The organism is Rhodovulum sp. BSW8 (assembly GCF_003314725.1).
Classification (GTDB): domain Bacteria; phylum Pseudomonadota; class Alphaproteobacteria; order Rhodobacterales; family Rhodobacteraceae; genus Rhodovulum; species Rhodovulum visakhapatnamense.
On the sequence record NZ_QNVX01000031.1, the window covers coordinates 43,179 to 60,842 of the forward strand.

General features: G+C 68.6%; 14 protein-coding genes. 4 read left to right on the top strand and 10 right to left on the bottom strand.

What is annotated here, in order from left to right:
- Positions 1-429 precede the first annotated feature (429 nt).
- The 3 genes from DSD19_RS13540 to DSD19_RS13550 all read left to right on the top strand — a co-directional run bounded on the left by DSD19_RS13540 (position 430) and on the right by DSD19_RS13550 (position 3,605).
- Entirely contained in the window at positions 430-1,401 is a 972-nt protein-coding gene (locus DSD19_RS13540; protein ID WP_075787322.1) for an ABC transporter substrate-binding protein, read from the top strand.
- 97 nt (positions 1,402-1,498) lie between these two features.
- Positions 1,499-2,533, top strand: coding sequence for a proline/glycine betaine ABC transporter permease (locus DSD19_RS13545; protein ID WP_113669958.1), 1,035 nt, complete (start codon positions 1,499-1,501; stop codon positions 2,531-2,533).
- A gap of 10 nt (positions 2,534-2,543) precedes the next feature.
- Positions 2,544-3,605, top strand: coding sequence for a glycine betaine/L-proline ABC transporter ATP-binding protein (locus DSD19_RS13550; protein ID WP_113669959.1), 1,062 nt, complete (start codon positions 2,544-2,546; stop codon positions 3,603-3,605).
- A gap of 52 nt (positions 3,606-3,657) precedes the next feature.
- Here the strand turns inward: DSD19_RS13550 and DSD19_RS13555 are convergent, their stop codons facing one another.
- From DSD19_RS13555 to DSD19_RS13600, 10 genes are all read right to left on the bottom strand, one after another.
- The gene (locus DSD19_RS13555) at positions 3,658-5,295 is read right to left on the bottom strand and encodes a DUF4139 domain-containing protein (protein ID WP_113669960.1); all 1,638 of its coding nucleotides are present in this window, start codon (positions 5,293-5,295) and stop codon (positions 3,658-3,660) included.
- Between the two features lie 302 nt (positions 5,296-5,597).
- The gene (locus DSD19_RS13560) at positions 5,598-6,620 is read right to left on the bottom strand and encodes an aspartate-semialdehyde dehydrogenase (RefSeq protein ID WP_075787326.1); all 1,023 of its coding nucleotides are present in this window, start codon (positions 6,618-6,620) and stop codon (positions 5,598-5,600) included.
- A 76-nt stretch (positions 6,621-6,696) separates the two neighbouring features.
- Positions 6,697-7,824, bottom strand: a complete 1,128-nt coding sequence (locus DSD19_RS13565; RefSeq protein ID WP_113670001.1) for a capsular biosynthesis protein — start codon at positions 7,822-7,824, stop codon at positions 6,697-6,699.
- A gap of 130 nt (positions 7,825-7,954) precedes the next feature.
- Positions 7,955-8,260 carry a hypothetical protein gene (locus DSD19_RS13570; RefSeq protein ID WP_134078826.1) on the bottom strand — a complete coding sequence of 102 codons (306 nt, stop codon included), beginning with the start codon at positions 8,258-8,260 and terminating at the stop codon, positions 7,955-7,957.
- 283 nt (positions 8,261-8,543) lie between these two features.
- Positions 8,544-9,440 (bottom strand): glycoside hydrolase family 26 protein, encoded by an 897-nt coding sequence (locus tag DSD19_RS13575; RefSeq protein ID WP_075787328.1) that lies wholly within the window; start codon positions 9,438-9,440, stop codon positions 8,544-8,546.
- A gap of 12 nt (positions 9,441-9,452) precedes the next feature.
- Positions 9,453-11,306, bottom strand: coding sequence for a glycosyltransferase family 2 protein (locus DSD19_RS13580; RefSeq protein ID WP_113669962.1), 1,854 nt, complete (start codon positions 11,304-11,306; stop codon positions 9,453-9,455).
- Positions 11,290-12,291: a UDP-glucose 4-epimerase GalE gene (galE, locus tag DSD19_RS13585; RefSeq protein ID WP_113669963.1), complete on the bottom strand. Its 1,002-nt coding sequence runs from the start codon at positions 12,289-12,291 to the stop codon at positions 11,290-11,292. Before galE ends, DSD19_RS13580 begins: the two co-directional genes overlap by 17 nt.
- Positions 12,292-12,297: 6 nt before the next feature.
- Positions 12,298-13,263, bottom strand: coding sequence for a UDP-glucuronic acid decarboxylase family protein (locus tag DSD19_RS13590; RefSeq protein WP_113669964.1), 966 nt, complete (start codon positions 13,261-13,263; stop codon positions 12,298-12,300).
- Positions 13,264-13,836: 573 nt separating this feature from the next.
- Positions 13,837-15,279: a ferric reductase-like transmembrane domain-containing protein gene (locus DSD19_RS13595; RefSeq protein WP_113669965.1), complete on the bottom strand. Its 1,443-nt coding sequence runs from the start codon at positions 15,277-15,279 to the stop codon at positions 13,837-13,839.
- A 114-nt stretch (positions 15,280-15,393) separates the two neighbouring features.
- A complete protein-coding gene (locus DSD19_RS13600) occupies positions 15,394-16,107 on the bottom strand; it encodes a GntR family transcriptional regulator (protein WP_113669966.1) in 714 nt (237 codons plus the stop codon).
- Between the two features lie 128 nt (positions 16,108-16,235).
- On the opposite strand from DSD19_RS13600, the gene uxaC reads away from it, so the two are divergent.
- A complete protein-coding gene (gene uxaC, locus DSD19_RS13605; protein ID WP_113669967.1) occupies positions 16,236-17,642 on the top strand; it encodes a glucuronate isomerase in 1,407 nt (468 codons plus the stop codon).
- Positions 17,643-17,664: the final 22 nt, after the last annotated feature.

The window sequence follows — 17,664 nt, forward strand, 5'->3', positions numbered from 1 at the left end:
TAAAGGAAAGGACCGCCGAAGCGGGGCAAATCCGCGGCAAACGCGCACAGGCCGCGCGGACCGGAACCGGCAGGCGGATGCGGCGCCGCCCCGGCGGAACCGGCGGAAATCCCGCGGGATTTGCTGAAGGGTCGCGCCCGCAGCCCGCCGCCGGATGCGCCTGAAAACGACCCACCATGTCGCAAATTGGCATTCTTCGGTTGGCAGAGAAGGCGATTTCCCCTAAACCCGGCCCCGGTTGCGATGCTTGGTTTTCGAATACATGCCGACAAGGCGGGGGTCCGCGTCCCGCCGTCCGGCCGTCGCCTCGCAGCGCGCGGGGCCGTCTGTCGGCGGCCCGACCCCCATCGCAGCCCTGCCGCCGCGGCCTCCGACCCGTCCTTCCCGGCGACAGACAAAGTCCTTTCACCTTTCAAGACGGAGCATCCGATGAAACGAGCAACAGCCCTTGGCGCCCTTCTGGCCGGACTGGCCCTGCCCGCAATGGCGCAGGCCGAGTGCGGCGAGGTGTCGATCGCCGAGATGAACTGGGCCTCGGCCTCGGTCGTGACCAATGTCGAGAAATTCCTGATGGAGCAGGGCTACGGCTGCACGGTCAAGGTCGTGCCCTCGGACACCGTGCCTGCGGTGACCTCGATCGCCGAGAACGGCGAGCCCGACACCGTGTCTGAGATGTGGGTCAACTCGACCGGCGAGGTCTATTCCAAGCTCAAGGACCAGGGCAAGATCGAGGAACTGGGCAAGGTGCTCGATCCCGGCGGGGTCGAGGGCTGGTGGATCCCCGACTATCTGGCCGAGGAACATCCCGAACTGACCACCATCGAGGGCGTCCTGGCCCATCCCGACTGGGTCGGCGGCACCTTCAACAACTGCCCCGACGGCTGGGGCTGCCGGGTCGTGAACGACAACCTGATCCCGGCCTTCGACCTTGAAGGCCATGGCATCGAGGTCTTCAACCACGGCTCGGGCGAGACGCTGGCCACCTCGATGGCCTCGGCCTACGAGAAGAAAGAGCCCTGGTTCGGCTATTACTGGGCGCCGACCGCGGTGCTGGGCAAGTACAACATGGTGTCGGTCGATCTCGGCCCCTATGACGAGGCCGCCCACGAGGCCAACCAGACCCCCGACACTCCCGACCCGAAACCCTCGGCCTTCCCGGCCGCACCGGTGCTGACCGTCGTCACCGCCGATTTCGCCGACCGCGAACCCGAGGTCGCCGAGATGCTGCGCAAGGTCAGCTTCGACGTCGACGACATGAGCGCGGTCATCGCCTGGATGGACGAGAACAACGCCTCGCCCGAGGAAGGCGCGGTCTACTTCCTGACCCAGCACAAGGATGTCTGGTCGGCCTGGCTCGACGATGCGGCACGCGAAAAACTGGCGGCTCTGCTGAACCAGTAAACGCGACACGCGGATTTCGGACGGGCCTGTCCCCGGCAGGCCCGTCCTTTCCGTTCCCGAGGGGCCGGACCGCCCCCTCTCAAGGAGACCCGAACAGATGGCAAGCTACGATTTTCTCTTCGACGGGCTGGGCCTGCGCGCCTGGTGCGACGGCGGCGCCTCGGCGGCCCCGATGTCGATGGCCGATCTTCTGGGCCAGGCCCGCGGGGCGGCGGCGCCAGCCCCCTCGCTCTGGGACTTTCCCTTTCCCTCGATGAACGCGCTCAACCGGGCCTGCCCGGCCTTTCCGCAGGCGCGCGAACTGACCAAGGGGCTGGAAGACGGCTTCCTGTCGATCAAGGACGGGCTCAGCGTCGTGCTCGACCCGCTGACCCAGCCGCTCAGCTGGGCGCTGGAAGGCGCGCTGTGGCTGTTCCAGACCTCGCCCTGGTGGATCATGATCCCGCTGATCCTCTTGGTCGTGCGCCTGGTCACCCGGTCCTGGGGGCTGGTGGCCTTCGTCGCCGCCTGCATCGGCTTTCTGGCCTTCATCAACCATTACGACTACGCGATGCAGACGCTGGCGATCATCTTCGTCTGCGCCTTCATCTGCGTGCTGCTGGGGGTGCCCATCGGCATCGCCATGTCGCGCAGCGACACGTTCCAGCGGATCGCGATCCCGATCCTCGACATGCTGCAGACCCTGCCTCCCTTCGTCTACCTGATCCCGCTGATCTTCCTGTTCTCGGTGACCGAGCCCAAGCTTTACGGCATCGCGGTGATCGTCTACGCCATCGTGCCCGTCGTCCGGCTGACCAATCTGGGCATCCGGCTCGTCGACAAGGAGGTGATCGAGGCCGCCGACGCCTTCGGCATGACCCGCCGCCAGAAGCTTTGGGGGGTGCAGATCCCGCTGGCGCTGCCCAACATCATGGCGGGCGTCAACCAGACCATCATGATGAGCCTCGCCATGGTCGTGATCGCCTCGATGGTCTCGGCCCCGGGTCTGGGCGTTCTGGTGCTGCGCGGCATCCGCAATCTCGAACTGGGCGTCGGCCTCGTCTCGGGGCTGGGGATCGTGCTTTTGGCGGTGATCCTCGACCGGGTCACCAAGGCGGCACTGGCCCGCGTGAACACGGCGCAGAAACAGTGAGGACCCCCAGATGAGCGACGATGTGAAAATCTCGATCCGGAACCTCTACAAGATCTTCGGCGCCGACCCGCAATCGGTCCTGCCGCTGGCGCGGTCGGGGATGGACAAGGCCGAGCTGCTGGAAGCCCACCGCCATGTGCTGGGGCTGAGGGACATCAATGTCGACATGAAGGCCGGGCAGATGACGGTCATCATGGGTCTGTCGGGATCGGGCAAATCGACCCTGATCCGGCATATCAACCGGCTGATCGAGCCCACCTCGGGCGAGGTCGTTGTCAATGGCGAGGATGTGCTGGCCTATAACGACGCCCGGCTGCGCGAACTGCGCCGGGTGAACATGTCGATGGTGTTCCAGAAATTCGCCCTGCTGCCGCACCGGACCGTGCTGGAGAACGCGGGCACACCGCTCGAGGTCCGGGGCGTGCCGCGCGAGCAATGGGAGGACGAGGCGCGCAAGTGGCTCGACCGCGTGGGTCTGGAAGGTCAGGGCAACCAGTTCCCGCATCAGCTGTCGGGCGGCATGCAGCAGCGGGTGGGCATCGCGCGCGCCCTGACCTCGAATGCCGACATCATGCTGATGGACGAGGCGTTTTCGGCGCTCGACCCGCTGATCCGCACCGACATGCAGGATCTGCTGCTGGAGCTGCAGGCCGAGTTGCACAAGACCGTGGTCTTCATCACCCACGATCTGGACGAGGCGCTGAAGCTGGCCGATCACCTGGTGATCCTGAAGGATGGCGAGATCGTGCAGCAGGGCGAGCCGCAGCATATCCTGATGCATCCGAACGATCCCTACATCGTCGACTTCATCTCGGACATCAATCGCGCCCGGGTGCTGCGGGTGCGGTCGGTGATGACCCGGACCGAGGCGGCGCCCGAAGGCGTCGCGGGCGATGTCGAGGCCGATGCCAATCTGGAATCGGTCATCGCGCTGTCGGGTGGCGACACGTCGCTGCGCTATCGCGTGGTGCGGGACGGCCGGCAGGTCGGGCTTCTGTCGGTCAAGGATCTGGTGCGCGCGCTGGTGCCGACGGCTGCCTCGGGCGAGGGCATCCGCGCCCGGGCGGGCTGAACCCGCCCCGCGACGCCCTGCCAGCGGTTGGCCTGGCGGGGCGGAGCGCCAGCTAGTCCAGAACCTTGCCCTCGGGCCAGGTCAGGCGATGGCTGAGCGCCACCTCGCGCGTGGCGCCCGGCGCAAGGTCGAAGCGCCAGTCCAGCAGCCCGCGCCGACCTTCGACATCGGTCCCGGTCGGGGCGGGATCGGCCTGCCAGACGATTTTCAGATCTTCCTGTTCCGAATAGGGCACCCGGTCCAGAAGCCGCACCGGCCAGCTTTCGCCCGTGAGGTTCTCGACCTCGATCCTGACCGCTTCGGACTGTTCGTTGCTCCGCTTCAGGACCCCCCGGTCGCCCTCGTTGCGATCCAGCACGGTGCGGGTCAGCCGCAGCCCGTCGATGGGACCGAAAGGCAGGTCGGCCTCGGCCCCCGCCGGGATCAGCCCGATCGCCTGCTGACCGACGAAGCGGCCGTCGAGATAGGCCATCGCCTCGGAACTCGGCAGCAGGATCTCGCCCGTCTCGTTGACGAGCGAGGCCACCAGATAGGCGCTGTCGTCGAATTCGGGAACCGCCTCGGCCACAAGCTCGACCGGCATCGCCAGATCGCCCAGCGACAGGCGCAGGTTGTCGGCGCCGGTCGCAATGTCGACGGCAGCCGGGTAGTCATAGCTGACCGCAAGCCCGTCGAACTCGGCAACCGCGATCACCGGCGCGGCCCCGGCGGGGGCTGCGTCCATTTCGGCCATCTGCGGCGCGGCGAGGACCGCGCGCGACCGGACCGCCAGATCCGAGGGCTCGAAAGCCGCCACCGGGTCCGAGATCCGGCGCAAGAGCGGCCAGAGATCGCTCGGGGCCGTCTGGCCGCCGGGCCGCGCCGTCGACAGGCTCAGCGCGACCTGCGACCAGGTCTCGCCCGTTTCCTGCGCCACCAGCGCGCCGCGCTCGACGGTCAGCACGCGGGCCGCGCGGTCCAGCCGAAGATCGTAGACCGGCCTCCAGCGGGCGGCCTCGACGGTATAGCTGACCGTGACCTCGCCCTGGACCGGCGCGCCCTCGGGGCCGGTGACGGCGATCGCCAGCATCGCGCGCGCGGCATCCTCGGGCACCAGCGCCGCCAGCGCCTGTTCGGCCTCGGCCAGCGCCGCGCGCAGCGGCGTCAGCCCGCGTTCGGCGGCGTCGGCGCGGCCCCGGGCGGCGATGGCATCCGCCAGCGCCCCTTCGGTCTCGGTCCCGATCATCCGGGCGAGCGCGCGCAGATCCTCGACGGTCATCGCCGCCTCGCCCTGACCGAGCCGCCCGAGAAAGGCCGCGCGCGCCTCGGCCCCCTGTGCCTCGGCGCGGGTGCGGGAAATGTCGGCCTCGGCGGCCTCAAGCGCCTGGCGGCGGCGTTCGACCTCGGCCTCGGCGGCCTCGATCTCGGGCGACTTGCCCGCGCCGCGCGGCAGGACGAAATCGCGCCGCGCCGAAACGCTGCCAAGGCTCGCGCCCTCGACCGCGACCCGGACCGACCCCAGCGGCGTGGTCGCGGGCAAGTCGGCCAGAATCAGGCGATGGGCTCCGGCCGGAAGATCGAACGCGGCACTCCGCGTCACCGCCGCGCCATCGGGAAACAGGGTCACCGCGCTGACCCGGCTGGGGATCAGCAGATCGTCGGCCCAGACCGGAAGGGGGGTCAGGATCAGGCAAAGGGCAAAGGCTCGCATCGTATCGCTCCGAAGACTGCGGGTCTGGCGCGAGACTGCGGCAAGGGCCGGTGGGCTGCAAGCGGAACGCGAGAAACCGCATGGCGTCGCGCGCAGCGAGAGACATGGGGACGGAAGATGGCAAGGGCCGACGCGGCGCCCGCGGCCCCCTGATGACGCATGACCGGGACCGCAGGATGGTTGGGGATCGCGATATGCCCGAGGGCTGGCGCCCCGGGCCGCCGCCTGGCCGGGGCTCCGCCCGTTCGCGGCTCAAACGCTCCACTGGAGCGTTTGCCGGGGCGGACGCCCCGGATCGCCGCTCACCCCTTCTTCAGCACGCGTTGGCCGAGCAGTTCGGCGATCTGTACCGCGTTCAGCGCGGCGCCCTTGCGCAGGTTGTCCGAAACGCACCAGAGGTTCAGCCCGTTCTCGATGGTCGAGTCCTGCCGGATCCGGCTGATATAGGTCGCGAATTCGCCCACGCATTCGACCGGGGTCACGTAGCCGCCGGCCTCGCGCTTGTCGACGACCATGATCCCCGGCGCCTCGCGCAGGATGTCGCGCGCCTCGTCCTCGTCGAGGAACTCCTCGAACTCGATGTTGATCGATTCCGAATGGCCGACGAAGACCGGCACCCGGACGCAGGTCGCGGTGACCTTGATCGACGTGTCGACGATCTTCTTGGTTTCGGCGACCATCTTCCACTCTTCCTTGGTGGACCCGTCATCGAGGAAGACATCGATATGCGGGATCACGTTGAAGGCGATCTGCTTGGGGTAGACCGACGGCGCCACTTCCTGACCCGGCACATACATGCCCTTGGTCTGGTTCCAAAGCTCGTCCATCGCCTCCTTGCCCGAACCCGACACCGACTGGTAGGTCGAGACCACGACGCGCTTGATCTTCGCGCGGTCGTGCAGGGGCTTGAGCGCCACCACCATCTGCGCGGTCGAGCAGTTGGGGTTGGCGATGATGTTCCGCTTGGCATAGCCCATGATCGCATCGGCATTCACCTCGGGCACGATCAGCGGGATGTCCGGGTCGTAGCGGTAGAGCGAGCTGTTGTCGATCACCACGCAGCCGGCCTTGGCGGCCTTGGGGGCATATTCCTTGGTAGCCTCCGAGCCGATGGCGAACAGCGCCATGTCCCAGCCCGCGAAGTCGAAATGTTCCAGATCCTGGGTCTTGACGGTCTTGTCGCCAAAGCTGCATTCGGTGCCGAGCGAGCGGCGCGAGGCAAGCGCCGCGATCTCGTCCACCGGAAACTCGCGCTCGGCGAGGATGTTCAGCATTTCGCGGCCCACGTTCCCCGTGGCGCCGACGACGGCGACCTTGTAGCCCATATCTGGCTCCCTTAAGGCAAGTCGGATTTCAGTCCGGGGAGCCATACAGGAAAGCCCGCGCGGGTGAAAGGCCCGTTCAGGGACGCGCCGCCGCCAGCACCCGCGCCAGCGCCCCGGGATCGATCCGGACGCCGTCAGGGCCCTCTTCGATCTTCGGATAATAGACCCGGTCGAGATAGGTCATGAAGGCCGCCCTGAGCGCCGGGTCGAAGCCCAGATCCGCGGGCGCGCGCAGCACCGCGGCCAGCGCGGCCTCGTCGCGGGCGGGGACGGTCAGCCCGGGGATGGCGAAGAAAGCCTCGCCCAGCACGATCACCGGCTTGTCGTGAAAGAAGGCCTGCAGCCCCATCGACGAGTTGATGGTGATGACCCCTCGCGAGGCCGCAAGCTGGGCAAAGCTGTCGGTCGCGTTGTCGATCATCAGCCGCCCGCCCGCCTTTGCCGTCGCCTCGGCCAGCGGCGCGGCCAGCGAGGTCCGGGCCGAGGGATGCTCCTTGATCCGGATATGCCAGCCCTCGGGCAGCGCGGCCGAGGCCCGGGCCAGCGCCGCGATCATGCCCTCGACCGACCGCACCCAGCCCGCGAACAGCGTGATCTGGCTGTCATTGGGCACTTGCAGCGGGCAGAACAGGAACGGCCCGGCGCCGTCCAGCGCCCCGGCGCCGCCCTGCCCGACATCGGCCCGGCGCGAGGCGCGCGCCACCAGCCCCTGCCCCAGCGCGCGCCAGTCCTCGCCCTGCCGCGACGGGTCCTCGGCCGCCCAGTCGAGATAGAAGCGCGGCTCGCGCGGCAGCCCGTTCCGGGCGTTCACCCCCACGGGGTCAAGCGTCACCCGGCCGGGAAACGGCGCCAGTTCGGCAAAGATCCGACCCGCCCCCGCGTCGCGGGCACCCTCCATGAAGGCGCGGCGCGACCCGGTCAACCCGTTCCAGCAGACCGCGATCCGGTCTGGATGGCGGGCGAAATAGCGCCGCGACCAGTTGTATTGCGTGGCGATCAGCGCCCGTTTCAGCACCCGGCCAAGGCGGCCCTTCGGCTGGCGCTTGGCCACGGCCAGCGCCTCGGCGGTGCGGGCGCGGGTTTCGGGAAAGCCCCGAAACGACAGCCCGATCAGCGCCAGCCGGTGGCCGCCCCCGGCCGCGGCGCCGATGGCGCGAAAGATCGCGTCCTTGCGTCGGGTCCAGCCGGCCAGATAGGCGATCATCTGCCGCGTCCCGGCCCGGCGCATCTGTCGGCTGTCATCGGATGTCCCCTTTGCGGTTCTCGCCCCGGGCATAGCCCAGCTCTGACGCGACCGCAAAGGGGCTGCGGGGCACGCCCTGCCCCAGTGCGGGTCAGCGGGCGAAACAGCGGGGGCGCTGGCCGAAGCCCGAGGCCGAGCAGATATGCGAGCCCTGACCCTGGCGCCGGTCCAGCGCGAGCGCGGTGGCCTTGCGTTCGGACTTGCTGGCCTGCGACGGCTTCGGCGCCGGGTCGAGCCAGCGCATGACCGAGGCGCCGACGACGGCCTTGTTCTGCGCGAAACCTTCGGCCGCGGCAGGCCCGGACAGGCCCGCAAGCGCGACCCCGAGCGCGACGATCGGCCCGGCCGATATGCGGCCCGCCAAAGGCAGGCAAACTGTTTTCTTGCGATCCGGCATGACTCGTTCCCCTCGCCGTCCTGCACCCACACGTCCCTTGCCGACCAAACCGTCCCGGACAGAGACGCGTGCGCTCCGGACGGACGGCCCCATGGCAATGACGGTCCCACGGATGCCAACGAGGCTATCCGGTAAACGGTTCCTTTCTGTGGCCATCGGGAGGCAAAGGGGAGACCCAAACGGCGCCACCGCCGCCCCGGGGCGCGCGCGGCGCGCCGGGGCCGGGCCGGATGCGCAGGATTCCGCCGAAAACGATGCCGGAACAGGCAGTTGAAGGTCGGCCTCAGGGGGCGAGGATGCGTTCGCCGACCTTCCAGTCAGGCAGACCGAAATCGTCGGGCCAGGGGTAGACCTCGACCTGGTTGAAATAGACCACGGCCACCAGGTTGGGGAATTCGGGATAGATCTGGCGGACCTCCGAGGTCCATTTGGCGACATATGCCTCGCGGCCCGAAAAGCCCAGTTCGGCCACGACGACCGGCTTGTTGAACCGCTCGACCCGGGCATAGCGCGGCGCCAGGATCGACTGGAAGGACTGTTCCTCGCCGAGAATGGCGGTTTCCCAGGGCTGAAGCCCGAAGACCGACAGGCCGACGATGTCGACATAGTCGTCGCCCGGGTAATAGGCGTCGAGCGCCTCATAGCCCAGCGGCGACCACATATAGGCCACTTTCGGCGCGTTCTCGCGGCAGACATCGACCATCCGGCGATAGGCGGCCTTGTAGGTCTCGGGGTCCCAGTTCGACCAGATGAACTGGCCGCTGTCGTCTTCCATCTCCTGCGCCCAGCGCACGGTGACCGGGCTTTCGAAGAGGTTCAGCACCGCGCAGATCGAGGCCATGTAGCGGTCGTAGTCGCCCGAGGCGATGCCCTCCTGCAGGGCTTCGGGGGTGTTGCGTTCGGACCGGTTCCAGGTCCAGGGCTCGATCGTGGCCAGGACCGACCGGTTCCGCGCCCGGGCATAGGCGTCGGCCTCGATCAGGCTGGGCAGGAACACGTCTTCCCAGGGAAGGAAGAGATGCTCGATCGACACTTCGGGATCGTCGGCGAAAGCGCCGTCGGGGTCGTAGACGCCGAAGGGCATTTCGCCCGGAGGGGCCTCGATCGGTTCGGCCGGTGCGGCGGCCGCCAGGCCGAGCGCGGTGACCAGACCGAGGGCGAAGGCGGTGTCACATCTCATCTGCGAAGGTCCTCATGGGCGCCAGAGATCCGGGTCGCGCCCGAAATCCAGCACATAGTGCAGCTTCTTGCGGCCCCCCTGCCCCGCCCCGGACACGACATACTGTGCCGAGGTGACATGAAACGGGCCAAGACCGACAGTCAGGAAATGCAGACTCTGCACCCCCCGGACCCAGACCGCCCCGGCGCTCATCCCGACCAGAAGCGCCAGCATCGCGACATGGGGCCCGAAATCCCGCCACCGCGTCCTCAGCCGAAGCCCGTTCTCGGTCAGCTGATGGACCAGAACGGCCGCAACGAGCCCGGTATAGATCGCCCCGTTGAAAAGCGACAGAAGGTAAAAGCCCGCAGCCTCCTCGACATGGGGCAACAGCAGGACCGGCCCCAGCCCCAGCGCCGCGATGCCCAGATAGGGCGCCAGCAGCCGGACCGGCAGCCGCGCCTCGGCCGCAGCCCCCTTCGGCGTGATCCGGTAATCGACGAAGCCGCCGAAGATCCGGTCGCGCAGCGCCATCAGCGTGCCCCAGGCGGCCCAGGGCCATTGCGCACAGGGAAAGAGCATGCGTTCCCAGCTGAACACGGGCGTCCCGGCCGGGCGGTACAGCCCGTCGCGGCGCAGCATCGTCCCGATCGCCAGAAACACCGCCAGCGTCGGCAGGGCATGACCCAGGAAGGCCGGATAGGTGACCCCGGCAAAGCGCATGTCGAAAATCAGCGCCGCCGCCAGGATCAGCGTCCCGGTCGCCATGAAGGCCACCTGCGCGGGATAGATGCTTTGGGTGAAGAGAAACAGCAGCCTCAGCCGGGGCGGCAGGTCCTTCAGATAGCGCGGCGTATAGCGCAGCAGGATCGTCACGAGGCTGCGCGACCACTGGAACTCCTGGGTCAGCATGTCGGCGAAATTGGCCGGCCCCGCGCCGATGGCGATGGCGTCGATGGCATGGACCCCGCGCCAGCCCCCGGCATTCATCAGCATCGAGGTGGAATGGTCCTCGGCCAGTTCGGGGCCAAGCCCGCCGATCTGTCTCAGCGCCCGGGTCCGGACCGCGTAATGCGAGCCGATGCACAGCGGCGCCCAGCCGTTCGAATATCCCGCCTGCAGGACGCCGTGAAACGCCGCCTCGGCATGAAGCCGGGCCCGCGCCGACCAGCTGTCGGCGGCGTTCGAGGAACAGATCGAGGGCGCGCTGACATAGCCCACGCGCGGGTCGAGGAAGGGGCGCAGCATCTCGCGCAGATAGCCCGGCTGCGGCACGTGATCGGCGTCAAGCTGGGCCACGAAATCGTAGCGGTCATAGCCGTGGCTGTCGTAGAAGAAGGCAAGGTTGCCCTCCTTGCAGCGGGTGCGGCGCGGCCAGTCGGGGCGGTGATAGTCGGCCCGGCCCTTTCGGGTCGAGACCTGCACGCCATGCGCCGCGCACCAGGCCAGCGTCTCGGGGGCGGGGTCCTCGTCGGCCAGCCAGGTATCGTGCGGCCAGTCCTGGGCCAGCATCGCGCTCAGCGTCTCGCGCAGGATCTCGAAGGGTTCCGAGGGGCTTTTCGTCACCACCATGGCGACGCGGGCGCCCGCCAGCCCGGCCAGATCGCCCACAGGCCGCCGGGCCTGCAGCAGGAAGGCCAGGAAATAGGCCTGGAGGAAGGTCAGCCAGCCCAGCAGCCCCGAGCAGATCGCAAAGCGAAGGCCGCCGATATCATGCGCGGGCTGCAGCCACCAGGACCAGAAGAAGACGGCAGCGCCCAGCCAGGCCAGCGCCGCCAGACGGTAGCGCCAGCGTTGGCCGCGGGAGAACAGCGACACCAGAAACGGCCCGCCCGGATCGGCCCCGGGCGGCAGCCCCGCCAGTCCCGCGTCAGGCCATCCCGGCATCGGTCACGTCCAGTCCCAAGGCCAGCGCCGCATCGCGCAGGATGCCGTCGAGATCGCGGTGCCGGGCCTCGAAGCCCAGCGCCGCGCGCGCCCGCGACGGATCGGCCACCAGCGCGGGCGGATCGCCCGGTCGGCGTGGCCGTTCCGTGACCGGCACCGGACGGCCGATGACCCGCTCGACCGCCGCCAGCACCTCGCGGATCGAGTGCCCGCGCCCGGTGCCCAGATTGACCTGCAGATCGCCGCCGCCGCCTTCCAGGTGCCGCAGCGCCAGCAGATGACCCTCGGCCAGATCGCAGACATGGATGTAGTCGCGGATGCAGGTGCCGTCGGGCGTCGGATAGTCGGTGCCGAAAAGATCAAGCGCGGGACCGCGCCCGGCCGCCGCGACCAGCGCCAGCGGCAGCAGATGGGTTTCGGGGTCGTGACGTTCTGACAGCCCGGCCGCCGGGTCGGCGCCGCAGGCGTTGAAATAGCGCAGCGCGACATGGCGCAGCCCGTGGGCACGGCCGAAATCGGCCAGCATCTGCTCGCCGATCAGCTTGGTCCGGCCATAGGGGTTGATCGGGACCTGCGGCGTCGCCTCGGTGATCGGCAGCGCCTCGGGCAAACCGTAGCTCGCGCAGCTCGAACTGAAGATCACGCGGTCGAGCCCGGTTTCGCGACACGCGCACAGCAGCCCGGTCATGCCGCCGACATTGTTGTCGTAGTAGAAACCCGGATCGCGCATCGACTGGCCGACATAGGCGGCGGCCGCGAAATGGATGACCGCGACCGGCGCATGGGCGCGGATCGCGCGGATCAGCGCCGCGCGGTCGCGGGTATCGCCCTCGACCAGCGGTCCCCAGCGCACCGCGTCGGCATGGCCGGTGCTGAGATTGTCGAAGGCTACGGGAAGGTATCCGGCGTCGGACAGGCGCCGGCATGTATGGCTTCCGATATAGCCCGCCCCGCCGGTGACGAGAACGGGACCTGGCGTTGACACTCTGGGTCAGACTCCGGCCACGTTTTGATGCATCACCTCTGCAAAATAGGGGATGGTCCGGTCAAGCCCTTCCTCAAGAGGAATCGTCGGCCCCCAGCCCAGAACCCGCTCGGCCAGCGCGATATCGGGCCGCCTGCGGCGCGGATCGTCGCCCGGCAGCGTCCGGAACGCGACTTTCGACCGCGAGCCGGTCTTGGCCAGCACCAGCTCGGCCAGCGCCAGCACCGTGAACTCACCGGGATTGCCCAGATTGACCGGCCCCTTCACCGTCGCCGGCGAGGCCATCAGCCGGACCAGCCCGCCGACCAGATCGTCGACATAGCAAAACGACCGGGTCTGACGGCCCGAGCCATAGACGGTCAGCGGCGTTCCGGCCAGCGCCTGCACGATGAAGTTCGACACCACACGCCCGTCATCGGGGCGCATCCGCGGACCGTAGGTGTTGAAGATCCGCGCCACCCGGATATCGACGCCGCGATCCTCGCGATAGAGATGAAACAGCGTCTCGGCGCCGCGCTTGCCCTCGTCATAGCAGGCGCGCGGGCCGATCATGTTGACATTGCCCCAATAGGTTTCCGACTGCGGGCTGAGCATGGGATCGCCATAGACCTCGGAGGTCGAGGCCTGCAGGATGCGCGCGCCCTTGGCCTCGGCCAGATCCAGAAGGTTCATCGCGCCCAGCACGCTGGTGCGGAAGGTATGGATCGGATCGCGTTCGTATTGCGGCGGCGAGGCCGGGCAGGCAAGGTTGTAGATCTCGTCGATCGGCCCGTCGATGCAGAGCCGGTCGGTCACGTCATGCCGGATGAACCGGAATCCGCGCCGCTGCATCAGATGCGAGATATTGTCGAGCCGACCGGTCTGAAGGTTGTCCACGCAGATCACCTGCGCCTCGCCCTCGACCAGCCTGTCGCAGAGATGCGAGCCAAGGAACCCTGCGCCTCCGGTCACCAGAACCGTCTTGCCACTCATGACCACGCTCCACTCAAACCGGAGAGACTTTCTTTACCATCGCGTTCTACGCGCCCACGATGGTGGCAATAAAGAAAGTTTTCGCCTTTTCTTTGACGTCTGTTTTACCTGCCGTTTATTCGGCGTTCCGGGCCCGCAAGCAAGTCTGGATAACCGGGTATCGGGTCGGCCGACATGGCTTTCCAAGCACGCCCTTCAGGGCCACGGACCACACATCGCGCGGCCCCTCGTAACGGACCCGTCAAAAGAAGCCCGTCAAAAGAAGCCCGTCGAAAGACACAAGAATAAAGCCGCCCGTATGTCTCGCCGAAGCGAGAGGCCGGACGGCTTTTGGAAGGTGCCCACAACGCCTTGGGTGAAACTCGTGTGACGAGACGCGATTGCCCCGCCACGTGATCAACCTGAAGGCCGGACCGCCCTGCGTCAATCTGTTCCAGTTCCAGAACGTCCGATGCCGGACCTAATCCGGCCGCCCGCCACGCATTGCCCAAAATAGGGTCACAATGCGGGCGCCGGGGCGAAAAGGACGCCGCCCCAAGCTTGGCGCGCGCCGAGACTCGGCCGCCGCGCCGATCAGACCAGCGCGAAAGCCAGAACCGCCGCACCGATGGCCGCAAAGAGCGCGGCAAATCCCGACAGCATCCGCCGGTCGCGGGCCGAGCTTTCGGCAACGGCATAGCTGAACCGCTCGTAGCCGATCCTTTCGGGGCGCAGGCCCAGCCGGGCAAGCGTATCGGCCGCCATGGTCATCATCGGTCCCGGCCCGCAGATCAGCGCCCGGGTCGCCCCCGGATCGAGCCCGTTCAGCAGCGCCCGCAGATGCGCCTCGGTCAGCGGCCCGGGTGCAAGCCCCGGCCCCGCCCCGCGATCGACGAGCGTCAGCGGCACCACCCCCAGCCGGTCGCAGGCCGGGCGCAGCAGATCGTCGGGAACCATCGCCTCGGGGCTGCGGCAGGCATAGACCAGCCGTACCGGCCGCCCGCCGCCGCGCGCCGCCAGATCGTCGAGCACCGACAGGATCGGCGCGATCCCGACGCCACCCGCGATCAGCAGCACCGGCCCGGCCCCCTCCGTCAGCCCGAAACTGCCATGCGGCGCATCGAGTCCGACCGGCGTGCCGGACGCAAGCTGGCCCAGATGGCCGGTGAAATCGCCCGCCTCCTGAATAAGGAAGCGCAGGCCCGGCGTCCCCGGCGCAGAGGCAATCGAGAAGGGATGATCGAAAAGCGGCAGCCGCCGCCCGCCGAAGGATAGCCAGGCGAACTGCCCGGCCCGGAACTTGAGCCCACCGCCCGCGGGCGGATCGAGCCGCAATTCCCAAAGCCGCTCGGCCACCGGGCGCAGCCCGGCGATGCGCCAGTCGGCGGCGGCGGGCCGGGTCAGGCGGCGCAGATAGACGCCCGCAGCCGGGACCAGCGCGGCCAGTGCGAAGAGCCCCCACCAGGGCAGGGTCAGGCCCGCCGGGCGCGCGTCGCTCGCGATATGCCAGAGCAGCGTTCCGACCAGCGCGACCGCACCCAGCGCATGGCTTGCCCGCCAGATTTCATAGCGCAGCGGCAGCCGCTCGCGCAGCAGAGCCATCCCCACGATCAGCGCCAGCAGGCCGAGCGCCAGCCGCCCGTCGACCAGCCCGTCCTCGGTCGCCATCCGAAAGAACCGCCGCGCCAGCCGGTGCGGATGGTCGGCATCGGGCGGCCCGACCAGAAGCAGCGCATGGCCCAGCGCCAGCACAAGCGCGGTGGGCGCCGCCCATTTGTGAAACGCCATCGTCACGTCGATGCCGATCCGACCCGAGACAGCCTCGAACCGTCCGCTGGTGACCATCTGCATCAGGATCATCGCCGCCGAGGCGATCCCGGCCCCTGCGGCCAGCGTCATCGAAAGCCGCCGATGCTCGAGCCCGCCGGTCCAGGCCAGGGCCAGCGGCAGCAGGATCGCCGCAAGATAAAGCACCGCAAGGGCGCGCGGCGGCAGCCCCCGGCGAGGCGAAGACGGGGTTGGACTGCGATCTGGCATGGCTCTGGCTCCGGTGCCGCGCGCCCACGGATGTCCGAAGTGAATCAGCCCGGCCGCGGCCACGCCTTGCGCCGGATCATTGTGGCGGGCCGAAGCGGGCGCGACAGATCGTCGTCAGAGGTCGGGCGGCGCGGGCTCGTCGGCAAACCAGGCCAGGTTGTCGGCGCGGATGCGTTCGATCTGGCCGAGGATCCGGCTCAGATGCGCGCGCAGCGCGGCGCAGGCGGCCTCGGGGTCGCGCGCCTTCAGCGCCGCAACGATGCGCACATGATCGTCCCAGGCATGGCGCGAGGCGAAGGCCAGCGACAGCATCCGTACGCGGTCCATATGACCCTTGTTCTCGGCAATCAGGTCCCAGAAATAGCCCAGCCCCGCGCGCTCGCAGATCTCGCGGTGAAAGAGATCGTCCAGCCGGTGAAAGCGCGGCCGGTCGGCGGCGGCGATGGCCGCGTCCTGTTCGGCCAGAAGCGTTTCGAGCACATCGAAATCGGCGGGCGCCAGCACGCTGGCCGCAACCCGCACCGTTTCGGCCTCGAGCGCGGTGCGGATCGCCCGCGCCCGCATCACCGCACCCGTCGAGATCAGCGTCACCGTGGTCGCGCGCTGCGGCAGGATCTGCAGGAAGCCCAGCTTGGCCAGCCGGTAGAAGGCGTCGCGCACCGGCTGGCGGCTGACCCCCAGCGCGCGGGCGATCTCGGCCTCGGACAGCTTCGAGCCGGGTTCGAGTTCCAGCGACAGGAGCTGGCGCTGCAATTCTGCGAAGACGCCATCGGCGATCGAGGCCCGCAGGGGCGGCTCGAAACGCGGCGCGAGGGTCGGTTTGGTCATCGGGATTGAGCGGCGGCCAAAAGTGATATACTAGAATATTAGTCACAGCAAAGGCCCGAGTCCACCGCGGACGCAGCGACGGGGCGGACAGCGCAAAGAAGGCCCGGACGGTTTCAGGGGGGTGTTCCATGGCGCTGCTCGACGCAGACCGGCTGTTTCCGCTCGACCCCGGCGCCCGGGCGCTGGCCCGAGAGCTTCACGCCGCGGTGGCGACCGCGCCCATCGTCTCGCCGCATGGCCATACCGACCCGCGCTGGTTTGCCGAGAACGCCCCCTTTCCCGACCCGGCCCGGCTGTTCGTCACCCCAGACCATTACGTTTTCCGGATGCTGCACAGCCAGGGCGTGCCGCTCGACCGGCTGGGCGTGCCGCGCGCCGATGGCGGCCCGACCGAAACCGACGGCCGCGCGATCTGGCGGCTCTTTGCCGAGCATTACCACCTGTTCCGGGGCACGCCCTCGCGGCTTTGGCTGGACCATGCCTTCCAGGAGGTCTTCGGCGTCGATCAGCCGCTTGGCCCCGCCACCGCCGACGCGATTTACGACCGGATCGCCGATTGCCTCGCCCGGCCGGACTACCGGCCCCGCGCCCTGTTCGAGCGGTTCGGGATCGAGGTGCTGGCCACCACAGAAGGCGCGCTCGACGATCTGCGCTGGCATGCCGAGATCCGCGCCAGCGGCTGGCCCGGCCGGGTCATCACCACCTACCGCCCCGATGCCGTCACCGACCCCGATTTCGAAGGCTTCGCCCGGAATATCGACGCCTTCTGCGCCCTCGCGGGCGAGAACCCCGCCCGCTATGACGGCTATCTCGACGCCCACCGCGCCCGGCGCGCCTTTTTCCGGGGCTTCGGCGCGACGGCCACCGATCACGGCCATCCAAGTGCCGCCACCGCGAACCTGCCCCCTGCCGAGGCCGGGGCGCTTTACGAGAAGGTCCGGTCCGGCCGGGCCGATGCCGCCGAGCGCGAAGCCTTCCGTGCCCAGATGCTGACCGAGATGGCGCGGCTGTCACTGGAGGACGGGCTGGTGATGCAGATCCATCCGGGCGCGTTCAGAAACCATTCGGCCCCGGTTCTCGCCCGCTACGGGCGCGACAAGGGCTATGACATCCCGACGCGCACCGATTACGTCCGGGCGCTGAAACCGCTGCTCGACGCGGTCGGCGAGGAACCGGGGCTGACGGTGATCCTCTTCACCCTCGACGAGACCGCCTATGCGCGCGAGCTGGCGCCGCTGGCGGGGGTCTATCCCTGCCTCCGGCTCGGCCCGCCCTGGTGGTTCCATGACAGTTTCGAAGGCATGACCCGGTTTCGCCAGAGCGCGACGGAAACCGCGGGCTTTTACAATACCGTCGGCTTCAACGACGACACCCGCGCCTTCTGTTCGATCCCGGCCCGCCATGACGTGGCGCGCCGGGTCGATGCCGCGTTCCTCGCGACGCTCGTCCGCAGCGGACGGCTGACCGGGGACGAGGCCCATGAGGTCATCCACGACCTCGCCTGCCGGCTTGCCCGGAAGGCCTACCGGCTGTGACAGCCATCAAAGGGAGGAGACC